Origin of the sequence: Serratia marcescens (assembly GCF_006715005.1) — a bacterium.
In the GTDB taxonomy this organism is placed as follows: domain Bacteria; phylum Pseudomonadota; class Gammaproteobacteria; order Enterobacterales; family Enterobacteriaceae; genus Serratia; species Serratia montpellierensis.
The window spans coordinates 2,972,686-2,985,430 of record NZ_VFMJ01000001.1 but is presented as its reverse complement, the minus strand read 5'-3'; the positions used below and the strand labels follow the sequence as shown (position 1 = coordinate 2,985,430).

The following is a 12,745-nucleotide window of genomic DNA, read 5'->3' as shown; positions in this document are numbered from 1 at the left end:
ATGGCTCTGTTTACTGGCGCGCCGCGGCGGCGCTCATCAGGTTGGTCACGCTGGCGTCTGTATCTGCAACGCTACAGGACGCGAAAAGAATTATTATTGCTGGACGATGCACGGCTGATCGATATTGGTTTGTCGCGAGCAGAAGCGCTGCGAGAAGGATGTAAACCTTTCTGGAAAGAATAGATAGAAGGAAAACCGATGCTGAGAGTCTTGGGCAAGGCTTCATCAATCAACGTGCGCAAAGTGTTATGGACCTGCCAGGAGCTGGGGCTGACGCTGGAACGAGAAGACTGGGGCAGCGGCTTTCGCTCCACGCAGGAGCCGGCGTTTCTGGCGCTGAATCCCAACGGCCTGGTGCCGGTGCTGATCGACGGCGAGCGGGTGCTGTGGGAGTCGAACACCATTTGCCGCTATCTGGCGGGGCGGGAGGGGCGCTGCGATCTGCTGCCGCAGGAACCCGGCGCGCGCGCGGCGGTGGAGATGTGGATGGACTGGCAGGCCACCGATCTGAATGGCGCCTGGCGCTATGTGTTCATGTCGCGGGTGCGTGGGCATGCGGATTATCAGGATGCTGCCAGCCTGGCCGTTGCCGAACGCGAGTGGAACCGGCTGATGGGGTTGTTGGATCGGCATTTGGCGCAGCACGGCCCTTATGCCGCCGGCGCCGCTTTCACGCTGGCGGACGTGGTGCTGGGGCTGTCGCTGAACCGCTGGCTGTTGACGCCGTTCGAGCGGCCGAATTATGCGGCGCTGGCGGCCTATCAGCAGAGCCTGCTGCAACGCCCTGGCTACGTTCAGCACGGTGCCAACGGTTTACCGTAATATGAAATAAATAGTTCATTTCATCCCGTCTGGATACGACCAGCCTTGTCCCGGCTTTCCTCGTTGCATCATCCCGTCAACGTTTCATGAAGGGCATCACGAATATGAACTTTATCTTCCCGTGTGCTTGTTATTGAAATTTATATTCCATATAAACCCGTTATCAACCGGCGCGTTTCATTGAGCGGCGCCTGGTTCTACACAGAATTTCGGTCACGGGAGAAAATGATGAAACAGGTACGCGTTGGGTTAATCGGCACCGGTTATATCGGGCGTTGTCACGCTATCGCCTATGCGCAGGCCGCCACGGTCTTTCCTCTGAAAGGGGAGCTGGTACTGGAGATGCTGGCGGAGGTGACCCCCGAGCTGGCGGCGCAGCGCGCCACCGAATTCGGCTTTGCGCGATCGACCGGCGACTGGCGGCAGCTGGTGGCCGATCCGGCGATCGACGTGGTAGACATCTGCGCCCCTAATTTCTTGCACAAAGAGATGGCGCTGGAGGCGATCCGCCACGGCAAGCACGTATATTCGGAAAAACCGCTGGCCCTGGACGCCGCCGATGCGGCGGAGATGGTGCAGGCCGCCCGCGCCAAGGGCGTGAAAACGCTGGTCGGTTTCAACTACATGAAGAACCCGACCAGCCAGCTGGCGCGCGAGATCATCGCCAACGGCGAAATCGGTGAGGTGGTGCATTTTTACGGCACCCACAATGAGGATTATCTGGCCGACCCGCGCACGCCGATCGACTGGCACTGCCGCCGCGCCAGCGCCGGGCTGGGCGCGCTGGGGGATCTGGCGGCGCACATCGTCAACATGGCGCACTACCTGGTGGGCGATATCGTGGCGGTCTGTGGCGATATGCAGACCGTGATCAAGCAGCGCCCGGACCCGCAAAATCCGGCGCGCCTGCTGCCGGTGGAAAACGAAGATCAGGCCAGCGCGCTGCTGCGTTTCGCCGGTGGGGCGATGGGCACTCTCGAAACCTCGCGCATCGCCTGCGGGCGCAAGATGGGGCTGACCTATGTGGTCACCGGCACCAAGGGCACGCTGAGCTATACCCAGGAAAGGATGGCGGAGCTGAAGCTGTATCGGCACGATGAGCCGGCGGAGCGGCAGGGGTTCAAAACGCTGTTGGTAGGGCCGAAGCACCCGGACTACGCGGCATTCTGCATCAGCGCCGGGCACGGCATCGGTTTTAACGATCAGAAGACGGTGGAGATCCGCGATCTGGTCAACGGCATCGCCGCGGGCGATCCCATGTGGCCGGACTTTGAAGAAGGCTGGAAAGTGTCTTGCGTGCTGGATGCGATAGCCGCCTCTGCCGAGCAGCGGCGCTGGCTGGAGATCAACCGCGATTGACAATAAAATGGCGCTCTCCCGTGGACAGCGCCATTAACTTACTATCTTGTTAACTTAACATATTATTAAGTTAGTTGCGTAATAAGTTGCTGGCCTGGCAACTTAGAACGAGAAGCACGAACAGCCGAACGCGCCCCAGAAGGCATTCTCGTCCGACACCGGGATGCTGGAGCGGCGCGCGATGTCATGCTGGTGCGCGTGTACGCCGCACGGGCCGCAGCATTGGTGCGCCTGGCTCACTACCCCGACGCGAGCTGCCGCCGACGGCGGCGCGGAGCGGTAGTGGCCCGGCACCTGGGTGACCGGCGACCACTCCGGCAGCACCGGCAGCGGCGGTGGCGCCAGCGGCGAGAAGCTGCCGGCGGCGTAGACCACTTTGCCGTCCACCACCGTCATTACCGACTCGATGCCTTTGATCTGCTCTTCCGGCACGCTGAAATAGTCCTGCGACAGCACCGCCACATCCGCCAACTGGCCGACCTTGATCTGGCCTTTCTTGCCCTGTTCGGTGGAGAACCAGGCGCTGCCTTGCGTCCACAGCATCAGCGCCGTTTCGCGATCCAGCCGGGCGCTGTCGTCGTACATCGCCATGCCGCCGACGGTGCGGCCGGAGACCAGCCAGTACAGCGCCGTCCACGGGTTGTAGCTGGCGACGCGGGTGGCGTCGGTGCCCAGCCCGACCGGCAGCTCAGCCGCCAGCATTTTCGCTACCGGCGGCGTATGTTTGGTGGCTTCGATGCCGTACCTGTCGGCGAAATATTCGCCCTGGAACGCCATGCGATGCTGCACCGCAATGCCGCCGCCCAGCGCCTTGACCCGTTCGATATTGCGTTCGGTAATGGTTTCGGCGTGGTCGAACAGCCAGTGCAGCCCGTTGAACGGAATGTCGCGGTTCACCTTCTCGAACACGTCCAGCATGCGGCTGATGGACTCGTCATAGGTGGCGTGCAGGCGGAACGGCCAGCGGTGCTCAACCAGATGGCGAACCACCCGTTCCAGCTCGTCCTCGGTGCCCGGCGGCAGATCCGGGCGCGGCTGCAGGAAGTCTTCGAAGTCGGCGGCGGAAAACACCAGCATCTCGCCGGCGCCGTTGTGGCGATAGAAATCGGTGCCCTGGCCCGGCTTGAGCATATCGGTCCACAGCTCGAAGTCTTCCAGCTCCTGCTTCGGCCGCTGGGTGAACAGGTTATAGGCGATGCGAATGGTCAGCTGCTTTTTCTCGTGCAGCTCGGCGATCACCTGATAATCCTCCGGGTAGTTCTGGAAGCCGCCGCCGGCGTCGATGGCGCTGGTGAGGCCGAGGCGGTTCAGCTCGCGCATAAACTGGCGGGTGGAGTTAACCTGCTGTTCCAGCGGCAGCGTCGGGCCTTTCGCCAATGTGGCGTACAGGATCATGGCGTTGGGCTTGGCGATCAGCATGCCGGTCGGGTTGCCGTTGGCGTCGCGCTGGATCTCGCCGCCCGGCGGATTCGGCGTGTCTTTGGTGTAGCCGACCACCTTCAGCGCCGCGCGGTTGAGCAGCGCGCGATCGTAGAGGTGCAGAATAAACACCGGCGTGTCCGGCGCTGCCTGGTTGATCTCGTCCAGCGTTGGCATGCGGCGCTCGGCGAACTGGAATTCGGTCCAACCGCCGACCACCCGCACCCACTGCGGGTTCGGCGTGCGCAGCGCCTGTTCTTTCAACATGCGCAGCGCGTCGGCCAGCGAAGGCACGCCTTCCCAGCGCAGCTCCAGGTTATAGTTCAGGCCGCCGCGGATCAGGTGCAGGTGCGAGTCATTCAGGCCCGGAATAGCGGTGTGGCCGTGCAGGTCGATCACCTGGGTTTCCGGCCCGGCGTGCTGCATGACTTCGCCTTCGCTGCCGACCGCCAGAAACTTGCCGTCGCGGATGGCCACCGCCTGTGCGGTAGGATTTTGGCGATCGACGGTGTGAAACTTGCCGTTGGTGATGATCAATGAAGCGTGGTGGTTCATAACATTCTCCCGGCGAACCGCCTAGCGGCGGGTCAGCCATTGATGAAAAACGCGAGTCACGATAGGCATCCACAGGTACACCACCAGGGCGACTACGGTGGCGTCATTGAGAAAATGGCCGAGCAGCGTGCCGTCCAGCTGCGGCAGCACCCGCCCCCAAAACCAGGGCACCAGATTGGTGGAAGGGAAGATCACCAGCAGGGTGATGATGAACTGCTTCCACTGGGGCGGCTGCCGCACGCCGGGGTTGGGCGGGGTAAACCAGAACTCCGCGCCGGGGCGGATCTCGATATGGTCGTTCTCCAGCAGCAGCGGGGTGACCTCTTCGATGTATTGCTTGCGCAGCGGCGAGTTGAGCCAGCGGTAGAGATTGTCGAGATTGTCGAAGCGGACCAGCACCGTATAGGCCTGTTCGCTGCCGGAAGGGCGAATCACGTTGACACCCAGATGGCCGGTGAAGCCTGCGGCATCGGGCATGATGCGGTTCAGCCAGGCCTCATAGGCCTGCTCGTTCCCCGGCGCCAAACGGTGGGTGATCACCAGCGTGACATGCTGCGGATGGGCCATAAAACCGACTCCTGAAAATACCCCGGCGCAGGGCCGGGGCAAGGGGGATTATTTCACCGTGCGCGCCGGTGCGTGGTGCACCATGGTGTAAGCGTAGTCGACGCCCATGCCGTAAGCGCCGCTGTGTTCGCGCACCAGCGCCATCACCGCGTCATAGGTGTCTTTGCGCGCCCAGTCGCGCTGGTACTCCAGCAGTACTTGCTGCCAGGTCACCGGCACGGCGCCGGCCTGCACCATGCGATCGATCGAACGCTCGTGCGCATCGACGGAGGTGCCGCCGGAAGTGTCGGTCACCACATACACTTCATAGCCGGCTTCCAGCGCCATCAGCGCAGGGAAGGTCAGGCACACTTCGGTCCACAGCGCGGAGATCACCAGCTTTTTGCGGCCGGTGGCTTCCACGGCTTTAACGAAGGCCGCGTCTTCCCAGGAGTTCATCGAGGTGCGTTCAATCGGGGTGATTTCAGGGTGTACCGCCAGCAGTTCCGGCCAGATATAGCCGCTGAAGCTTTCGGTTTCGACCGAGGTGAAAAGGGTAGGGACGTTGAAAATCTTGCCTGCCTTCGCCAAACCAACAACGTTGTTTTTCAGTTGCTGACGATCAATATTAGCCACGCCGAAGGCCATTTGTGGTTGATGATCGATAAAAATCAGTGCGGAATTGTCTTTATCAAGCAGTTGAAACTTGGACATAATTTACCTTCCCAGTGATATTTCGGTTGAACATCTGATGAGTGTAACGCCGATAAAACGCATGGTAGGCAGAGGGCGATTTCAAAGATACCGCAGAATTTTTGCCGACTTGTTGAGTTTTTTTATACACGGGAGAAAGCATGAGATTAAACCTGGAAGCGCTGCTGATTTTGGACGCGCTGGACCGGCACGGATCTTTCGCCGCCGCGGCCGCCGCACTGTTTAAAACCCCTTCGGCACTCAGCTATATGGTGCAAAAGCTGGAGAACGATCTCGACATCACCCTGCTGGACCGCTCCGGCCACCGGGCGAAGTTCACCGATACCGGCAAGCTGATGCTGGAAAAAGGCCGGGTGCTGCTGCGGGCGGCGCAGGATCTGGAGCAGCAGGCGCGCTATGTCGAAAACGGCTGGGAAAGCGAGATCACGCTCGGGATCGACGCCTCCTTCCCCTTTGCCCGCCTGTTGCCGCTGATCGACGAATTCTATCGGCAGCATCACCATACCCGGCTGCGTTTCAGCCACGAGGTGCTGGCCGGTTCCTGGGAATCGCTGGTTTACGGCTGCGCTGACATTATCATCGGCGCCATCTGCGAGCCGCCGTCGCGAGTGGGTTATGCGTTCAGCCGCCTGGGGCAGCTGGATTACGTGTTCGCCGTCGCGCCGCAGCACCCGCTGGCGGCGTTGCCGGAACCGTTGCCGAAGGATGAGATCCGTCAGCACCGGGCGGTGGTGGTGCGCGATACTTCGCGCGTCAACGCGCCGCAGAGCCTGAACCTGCTGGAAGAGCAGGATACGTTGACGGTCTTCGGCTTCGACGCCAAACTGCAGGCGCAGTTGGCCGGGCTGGGCTGTGGCTATCTGCCGCGTTCTCTGGCAGAACCTTACCTGAACAGCGGCGAACTGGTGGCGAAACGCGTTGAATCTGAGCGCTGCAGCGACGTTGCCTATTTCGGCTGGCGGGAAAGCGCCAGCGGCCTGGCGGCCAAGTGGTGGCGCGAGCGGTTGCAGCGTTATGCGGATGACGGCGAGGCTTACCCGGCGGCGCAGTGAGGGCCGCCCGATAAGGATATCGGGAATGAAAAAGACATTAGGCCTGTTGGCGCTGTTGTTGTTGAGCGGCTGTGGCGCGGGGGCCGGCCGTCAGACCGGCTCCCCGTTGCCGGGTCCGCAGGCCGAGGCGCAGGCCACGGCACCGCTCAGTTATCCGGTGCGGGTGCATAACGCGGTGAGCCGCGAGCTGCGTTTGCCGGAACACGCGCGCGGCCAACGTTGCACCATCAGCATACGGCTGCGGCCGGACGGCAAGCTGGCGAGCAGCAAGATCGTGAGGGGCGATGCGCCCCTGTGTGCGGCGGCCAGCGCGGCGGTGCAGCACGCGCAGTTTCCGCCGATGGCCAGCGCCACCGAGTACGCGCTGTTCAACGCCGTGGTGCTCGATTTCGTTCCCTGAAGGGATGTGACCGACGGGCCGCCTGCGCGGCCCGTTTTTTCGCTTTTACGCGTCCGCAACCCGCTGAATTTTCACTTAGCTTTGCCATTTTCGTTATTTTGAACGCCGCCACGGCTCACGGATACTGGGAGAAAATTCCCAACCGCGAGCCGCAGCATGTCCCACGCCCACTATTTGCACCCCGAACAGCGCGAACGAATCAGGCAGCTTTATCGGCGCCGGCATTGGCGGCTGGAGTTGCCCACCTGGGGGATCATGGCGGCGGTGTACGGCGGCTGGTTCGGCGTGGCGCTGGGGTGGCAAACGCTGGGCCCGTGGCTTGGCGCGCCGCTGTTGATCCTCCTGACCACCTGGTACCTGTCGTTGCAACACGAGCTGATTCACGGCCACCCGACGCGCTGGCCGCGCGTCAATCAGCTGTTCGGCCTGTTGCCGCTGGCGGTGTGGTATCCCTACGGGCTGTATCGCGATTCGCATCTGCGTCACCACCGCAACGACCACCTGACCGATCCGCACGAAGATCCTGAAAGCTATTACTTCAGCGCCGCGCAGTGGCGGCGCTATCCCCGCCTGTTGCCGCTGCTGGCCGCCGTGCGCAATACGCTGATCGGCCGGGTGATCCTCGGCCCGGCGCTGGATATCGCCGCGACCCTGGCCGGGGCGGTGAAGGCGCTTGCTGCCGGGGAGTGGCGCGCCTGGGGCATGTGGGGAGTGCACCTGTCGCTGTTGGCGATGTTGCTGAACTGGCTGCAGGCGCAGGGTATCGGCGCGGTGTTTTACCTGCTGGCCATCAGCTACCCGGCGCTGGCGCTGACCAAGGTAAGATCGTTTTTTGAGCATCGCGCCGTGGACGCACCGCAGGCACGTTCTATTATTAATGAGGCGGGCTGGCCGTGGCGGCTGCTGTTTCTCAATCTGAACTACCATTTAGTGCATCACGATCTGCCCGGCCTGCCCTGGTATGGTTTGCGCGAAGTGTATCTGGCGGAGCGTGAGGCGTATCAGCGGCGCAGTCAGGGATTTGTCGCGCAAGGCTATGGCGAGTGGCTGCGCGATTACGCCCTGACGCCGATCGACGTTGGTGTGCATCCGTTGCGCCCCGGTGAACCGCAGGGGGAAGGGGATGCCCCGCCGACGGAAAAATTTATTGCGCGCTGGAAGCGCGTTTCTCAGGATTTTCCAACCTAACCGGCCCATGAGCCGGAAAACATATAACCAGAGGAAAAGTATGGCAATCACCTTATCACGCGGACGTTCCTTTGCCATCGCATTGGCCCTGCTGGCCACCGGCGGCCTGGCGCAGGCGGCCGACTCGGTGCGCGTTGGCTCCAAGATCGATACCGAAGGTTCGCTGCTCGGCAACCTCATCGTGCAGGTGCTGGAAGCCAACGGCATCAAGACCACCAACAAGCTGCAGCTCGGCACCACCAAGGTGCTGCGCGGCGCCATCACCTCCGGCGAGATCGACATCTACCCGGAATACACCGGCAACGGCGCGTTTTTCTTCGCCGATGAGAAAGATCCGGCGTGGAAGAACGCCCAGGCCGGCTTCGAAAAGGTGAAGCAGCTCGACTACGACAAAAACAAAATCGTCTGGCTGGACGCGGCGCCGGCCAACAACACCTGGACCATCGCCATTCGCCAGGACGTGGCGGAGGCCAACCATCTGAAGACGCTGTCGGATCTCGGCAAGTGGATCAACGGCGGCGGCAAGTTCAAGCTGGCGGCCTCGGCGGAATTTATCGAGCGGCCGGATGCGCTGCCGGCGTTCCAGAGCGCCTACGGTTTCAAACTGAATCAGGATCAGCTGCTGTCCTTGGCCGGCGGTGACACGGCGGTGACCATCAAGGCGGCGGCGGAGCAAACCTCCGGCGTCAACGCGGCGATGGCTTACGGCACCGATGGCCCGGTAGCGGCGCTGGGGTTGCAGACCTTGGCGGACCCGAAAGGCGTACAGCCGATCTACGCGCCGGCGCCGATCGTGCGCGAAGCGGCGCTGAAGGCGCACGCCAATCTGCCTGAGCTGCTCAAGCCGGTGTTCGCCTCGCTGGACGGGCCGACGCTGCAAAAACTCAACGCGCAGATCGCCGTGGAAGGGCAGGACGCCAAACAGGTGGCGGCCGCTTACCTGAAAGAGAAAGGGTTTGTTAAGGGATAATGCCGAGGTGCCCCCTCTGCCGTCGGGAGAGGGGGTAAACCGAGGGAGCCGGAGCGTTTCTTTGACTATCGCCGTAAAATATCGCGTCTTGTTGACGCTGTTCATGCTGTTGCTGCTGGCCGCGTTCGGCCTGCCGTTCCTCAGTTATGCCCCCAATCGCCTGTTGTCGGGCAAAAGCCTCTCCTTGTTCTCCCTGCTGCATGGCTCGGCGCTGTGGCTGCTGTTACCGCTGGCGGCATTGGCGATCCTCAGCCTGTTGCCGCCGACGCGGGGGCGGGCGCTGTTGGCGGCGCTGGCCGCCTGCGGGGTGCTGACGCTGGCCTTTTGGATCAGCGGGCAGGCCGCCGGGCACCTGGCGCAGGAGGGATCGCGCCTGGCGCGCACCTCCTGGGGCAGCGGGTGCTGGCTGACGATGGCGCTGAGCCTGCTGATCGCCGCCGACGCCATGGCGCGCCTCACCGCGTCGCACCTGTGGCGCATGCTGGGCAACGCGCTGGTGCTGGTGCCGCCGGCGCTGCTGCTGTTCGGGCATCAGCTCGATCAGCTGTCGCTGCTGAAGGAGTACCACAATCGCCAGGAGGTGTTTGACGCCGCGCTGCTGCAGCACCTGACCATTCTGCTGGCGACGATGGTCCCGGCGCTGGCGATCGGCGTGCCGCTCGGGGTGCTGTGTTTTCGCTCCGAACGCTGGCAGCGGCCGATTTTCTCCGCGCTGAACATTATCCAGACCGTGCCGTCCATCGCGCTGTTCGGCCTGCTGATCGCGCCATTGGCGGGGCTGGCGACGGCGGTGCCCTGGCTGGCGGAACACGGCGTCAGCGGCATCGGCATGGCGCCGGCGATCGTGGCGCTGGTGCTGTACGCGCTGTTGCCGCTGGTGCGCAGCGTGGTGGCGGGGTTGCAAAGCGTGCCGGCCGGGGTGATCGAATCCGCCACCGGCATGGGGCTGACGCGCGGGCAGATCTTCCTGCGCGTGCAGCTGCCGTTGGCGCTGCCGCTGTTCCTGACCGGCGTGCGCATCCTGGCGGTGCAAACCGTCGGTATGGCGGTGGTGGCGGCGCTGATCGGCGCCGGCGGCTTTGGCGCCATCGTGTTCCAGGGGCTGCTCAGCAGCGCGCTGGATCTGGTTTTGCTGGGGGTGATCCCGGTGGTCATGATGGCGGTCATCGTCGATTCGCTGTTTAAATTTTGGGTTTCAATCCTGGACGTATCGCGCCGATGATTCACTTTGAGCAAGTCAGCAAAATTTTTCAGGGCAAGCCGGCGGTTGACGATCTCACGCTGCACATCGCCGAGGGCGAATTCACCGTGTTGATCGGCACCTCGGGTTCCGGCAAGTCCACGACGTTAAAAATGATCAATCGTCTGATCGAACACGATCGGGGCAAGATTATCTTTGCCGGCGCAGAGATCCAGTCGTTCAAACCGCAGGATCTGCGGCGGCGCATGGGCTATGCGATCCAGTCGATTGGCCTGTTTCCGCACTGGACGGTGGAGGAGAACATCGCCACCGTGCCGCAGCTGCTGAAATGGCCGCGCGCACGCATTCGCGATCGGGTGACCGAGCTGCTGGAGCTGTTGCATCTGGAGCCGGATCTGTTTCGCCGTCGCTACCCGCACCAGCTGTCCGGCGGGCAGCAGCAGCGGGTGGGGGTGGCGCGCGCGCTGGCCGCCGATCCCGAGGTGTTGCTGATGGACGAACCGTTCGGCGCGCTGGATCCGGTCACCCGCGCGGCGCTGCAGGCGGAGATCGCGCGCATCCATCAGCTCTCCGGCCGCACCATCGTGTTGGTGACGCACGACATCGACGAAGCGCTGGGCTTGGCGGACCGCCTGGTGCTGCTCGATCAGGGGCGGGTGGTGCAACAGGGCACGCCGCTGGCGCTGCTGACCGCGCCGGCCAACGATTTCGTGCGCGATTTCTTCGGGCGCAGCGATCGCGGCATCAAGCTGCTGTCGCTGGGAACGGTGGCGGAGCGGGTGCGGCCCGGCATCGCCGAGGGCGAGCCGATCGCCGCCGCCATGAGCCTGCGCGAGGCGCTGTCGGTGTTTGTGGCGCGCGGCAGCGACTGCCTGCCGGTGGTGGATGAACGGGGCGAAGCGTTGGGGGTGTTGCACTTCAACGATCTGATCGCCGGGCAGGCGCTGTCATGAGCGGGCGCATCTGGCGCCTGCTGCGCGATCCGCTGCCCTGGACGCTGGCGCTGCTGTTGGCGCTGGTGTTCGGCATGGATCATCTGCGCGGCTTGTTCGCCGCCTGGTTCCCCGATCTGGAGCGGCCCATTAATCAGCAGGACAGCTTTATCGCGCTGGTGGGGGCGCACCTGTCGCTGGTGGCGATCTCCAGCCTGATCGCGGTGGCTCTCGGCGTGGCGGCCGGCGTGGCCGTCACCCGGCGCAGCGGTCGGGAGTTTCGTTCGCTGGTGGAAACGGTGGTGGCGGTGGGGCAGACCTTCCCGCCGGTGGCGGTGCTGGCGGTAGCGGTGCCGGTGATGGGCTTCAGCGAACAGCCGGCGATCATTGCGCTGGTATTGTACGGCCTGCTGCCGATCCTGCAGGGCACGCTGGCGGGCATCGAATCGGTGCCGCCCGCCACGCGCGAGATTGCCCGCGGCGTGGGGATGAGCGCCTGGCAAATTCTATGGCGGGTCGAACTGCCGCTGGCGGCGCCGGTGATCGTCGCCGGGATCCGCACGTCGGTGATCATTAACATCGGCACGGCGGCCATCGCTTCCACCGTCGGCACCAAGACCCTCGGCTCGCCGATCATCATCGGTCTGAGCGGGTTTAACACCGCCTATGTGATCCAGGGCGCGGCGGTGGTGGCGTTGTTGGCTATTATCACCGATATGCTGTTCGAACGTTGGGTGCGTTATCTCACCGCCTGGCGCCAGCAGACGCTGGCGACCACTCCGGCGGGGTAAGGGGGAAATGATGCAGGTGTCTCTACCGATGTACGGCGTTGGCCGGGAGCAGGCCGAATCCTTCTGGCAGGTATTGCGCGACAAGCTGCTGCGGCTGGGGCTGCCGGCGGCGCCGGAGCGGCTCAGCTGGCCGGACGATCTGGCGCAGCACTGGCGGCGCGACGATCTGCTGCTCAGCCAAACCTGCGGTTATCCGTTGGTCAGCACCCTGTCGCAGGTGCAGCTGATCGGCACCTACCACTACCGGGTTGAAGGGTGCGACGGGCCGAATTACCGCAGTTGGCTGGTGGTGCGTGCGGGCGACCCCGGCGAACGGCTGGCGGATTTTCGCGGCCGGACGGTGGCTTACAACAGCACCGATTCCCAGTCCGGCTACAACGGCCTGCGCGCGCTGATCGCGCCGTTGGCGCAGGATGGGAAATTCTTCGGTGCGGCGATTGCCTCCGGCGCGCATTATCAGTCGCTGAAGCTGATTCGCAGCGGGCAGGCGGATATCGCCGCCATCGATTCGATCAGCATGGAACTGCTGCGTCGCGCGCAGCCGCAGGCGCTGGAGGGGCTGAAAATCATCGGCCGCACGGCGGCGGTGCCCGGCTTGCCGCTGATCACCGCGGCGGGCACGCCGCCGGAACAGGTGGAAATCCTGCGCGCCGGCGCCCGGGCGATGCTGGATGAGGCGGTCAGCGACCGCCTGCTGATCGGCGATTTCAGCCTGGTGCCGCGTTCGGCCTATCAGATTATCACCGTGCTGGAACAGCAGGCCGCCGGGCAGGGCGTGACGGCGCTCTAGCCGCCG

General features: G+C 63.5%; 14 protein-coding genes. 11 read left to right on the top strand and 3 right to left on the bottom strand.

The window, feature by feature from the left end:
• From FHU12_RS14370 to FHU12_RS14360, 3 genes are all read left to right on the top strand, one after another.
• Positions 1-183, top strand: coding sequence for a DUF1127 domain-containing protein (locus tag FHU12_RS14370; RefSeq protein WP_141970123.1), 183 nt, complete (start codon positions 1-3; stop codon positions 181-183).
• 15 nt (positions 184-198) lie between these two features.
• On the top strand, positions 199-822 hold the full coding sequence (locus tag FHU12_RS14365) for a glutathione S-transferase family protein (protein ID WP_141970121.1): 624 nt from the start codon (positions 199-201) through the stop codon (positions 820-822).
• Between the two features lie 228 nt (positions 823-1,050).
• The gene (locus FHU12_RS14360) at positions 1,051-2,181 is read left to right on the top strand and encodes a Gfo/Idh/MocA family protein (RefSeq protein WP_141970119.1); all 1,131 of its coding nucleotides are present in this window, start codon (positions 1,051-1,053) and stop codon (positions 2,179-2,181) included.
• Positions 2,182-2,283: 102 nt separating this feature from the next.
• Here FHU12_RS14360 and FHU12_RS14355 read toward each other — a convergent pair whose 3' ends face one another.
• Genes FHU12_RS14355 through FHU12_RS14345 form a run of 3 tightly spaced genes read right to left on the bottom strand, consistent with a single transcriptional unit; the run spans position 2,284 to position 5,415 of the window.
• Complete coding sequence (locus FHU12_RS14355) at positions 2,284-4,155, bottom strand: amidohydrolase (RefSeq protein ID WP_141970117.1); 1,872 nt, start codon at positions 4,153-4,155, stop codon at positions 2,284-2,286.
• Positions 4,156-4,176: 21 nt separating this feature from the next.
• Positions 4,177-4,722 (bottom strand): antibiotic biosynthesis monooxygenase, encoded by a 546-nt coding sequence (locus FHU12_RS14350; RefSeq protein ID WP_141970115.1) that lies wholly within the window; start codon positions 4,720-4,722, stop codon positions 4,177-4,179.
• A gap of 48 nt (positions 4,723-4,770) precedes the next feature.
• On the bottom strand, positions 4,771-5,415 hold the full coding sequence (locus FHU12_RS14345) for a hydrolase (RefSeq protein WP_004939390.1): 645 nt from the start codon (positions 5,413-5,415) through the stop codon (positions 4,771-4,773).
• Between the two features lie 140 nt (positions 5,416-5,555).
• On the opposite strand from FHU12_RS14345, the gene FHU12_RS14340 reads away from it, so the two are divergent.
• The 8 genes from FHU12_RS14340 to FHU12_RS14305 all read left to right on the top strand — a co-directional run bounded on the left by FHU12_RS14340 (position 5,556) and on the right by FHU12_RS14305 (position 12,739).
• On the top strand, positions 5,556-6,467 hold the full coding sequence (locus FHU12_RS14340) for a LysR substrate-binding domain-containing protein (RefSeq protein WP_033646934.1): 912 nt from the start codon (positions 5,556-5,558) through the stop codon (positions 6,465-6,467).
• Between the two features lie 25 nt (positions 6,468-6,492).
• A complete protein-coding gene (locus tag FHU12_RS14335; RefSeq protein ID WP_141970113.1) occupies positions 6,493-6,867 on the top strand; it encodes a cell envelope integrity TolA C-terminal domain-containing protein in 375 nt (124 codons plus the stop codon).
• A gap of 156 nt (positions 6,868-7,023) precedes the next feature.
• Positions 7,024-8,055 (top strand): fatty acid desaturase, encoded by a 1,032-nt coding sequence (locus FHU12_RS14330; RefSeq protein WP_141970112.1) that lies wholly within the window; start codon positions 7,024-7,026, stop codon positions 8,053-8,055.
• A 40-nt stretch (positions 8,056-8,095) separates the two neighbouring features.
• Positions 8,096-9,025 carry a glycine betaine ABC transporter substrate-binding protein OsmF gene (gene osmF, locus FHU12_RS14325; RefSeq protein WP_141970110.1) on the top strand — a complete coding sequence of 310 codons (930 nt, stop codon included), beginning with the start codon at positions 8,096-8,098 and terminating at the stop codon, positions 9,023-9,025.
• A 61-nt stretch (positions 9,026-9,086) separates the two neighbouring features.
• A complete protein-coding gene (locus FHU12_RS14320; protein ID WP_141970108.1) occupies positions 9,087-10,247 on the top strand; it encodes an ABC transporter permease in 1,161 nt (386 codons plus the stop codon).
• Complete coding sequence (locus FHU12_RS14315; RefSeq protein ID WP_141970106.1) at positions 10,244-11,179, top strand: ABC transporter ATP-binding protein; 936 nt, start codon at positions 10,244-10,246, stop codon at positions 11,177-11,179. Before FHU12_RS14320 ends, FHU12_RS14315 begins: the two co-directional genes overlap by 4 nt.
• On the top strand, positions 11,176-11,949 hold the full coding sequence (locus FHU12_RS14310; RefSeq protein ID WP_141970104.1) for an ABC transporter permease: 774 nt from the start codon (positions 11,176-11,178) through the stop codon (positions 11,947-11,949). The genes FHU12_RS14315 and FHU12_RS14310 overlap by 4 nt, the downstream gene beginning before the upstream one ends.
• A gap of 28 nt (positions 11,950-11,977) precedes the next feature.
• A complete protein-coding gene (locus FHU12_RS14305) occupies positions 11,978-12,739 on the top strand; it encodes a phosphate/phosphite/phosphonate ABC transporter substrate-binding protein (RefSeq protein ID WP_141972991.1) in 762 nt (253 codons plus the stop codon).
• The last annotated feature ends 6 nt before the right edge of the window (positions 12,740-12,745 follow it).

Coding starts and splice junctions, on each gene's coding strand:
- FHU12_RS14370 (WP_141970123.1), top strand. CDS start 1: ATGGCTCTGTTTACTGGCGCGCCGCGGCGGCGCTCATCAGGTTGGTCA.
- FHU12_RS14365 (WP_141970121.1), top strand. CDS start 199: ATGCTGAGAGTCTTGGGCAAGGCTTCATCAATCAACGTGCGCAAAGTG.
- FHU12_RS14360 (WP_141970119.1), top strand. CDS start 1,051: ATGAAACAGGTACGCGTTGGGTTAATCGGCACCGGTTATATCGGGCGT.
- FHU12_RS14355 (WP_141970117.1), bottom strand. CDS start 4,155: ATGAACCACCACGCTTCATTGATCATCACCAACGGCAAGTTTCACACC.
- FHU12_RS14350 (WP_141970115.1), bottom strand. CDS start 4,722: ATGGCCCATCCGCAGCATGTCACGCTGGTGATCACCCACCGTTTGGCG.
- FHU12_RS14345 (WP_004939390.1), bottom strand. CDS start 5,415: ATGTCCAAGTTTCAACTGCTTGATAAAGACAATTCCGCACTGATTTTT.
- FHU12_RS14340 (WP_033646934.1), top strand. CDS start 5,556: ATGAGATTAAACCTGGAAGCGCTGCTGATTTTGGACGCGCTGGACCGG.
- FHU12_RS14335 (WP_141970113.1), top strand. CDS start 6,493: ATGAAAAAGACATTAGGCCTGTTGGCGCTGTTGTTGTTGAGCGGCTGT.
- FHU12_RS14330 (WP_141970112.1), top strand. CDS start 7,024: ATGTCCCACGCCCACTATTTGCACCCCGAACAGCGCGAACGAATCAGG.
- osmF (WP_141970110.1), top strand. CDS start 8,096: ATGGCAATCACCTTATCACGCGGACGTTCCTTTGCCATCGCATTGGCC.
- FHU12_RS14315 (WP_141970106.1), top strand. CDS start 10,244: ATGATTCACTTTGAGCAAGTCAGCAAAATTTTTCAGGGCAAGCCGGCG.
- FHU12_RS14310 (WP_141970104.1), top strand. CDS start 11,176: ATGAGCGGGCGCATCTGGCGCCTGCTGCGCGATCCGCTGCCCTGGACG.
- FHU12_RS14305 (WP_141972991.1), top strand. CDS start 11,978: ATGTACGGCGTTGGCCGGGAGCAGGCCGAATCCTTCTGGCAGGTATTG.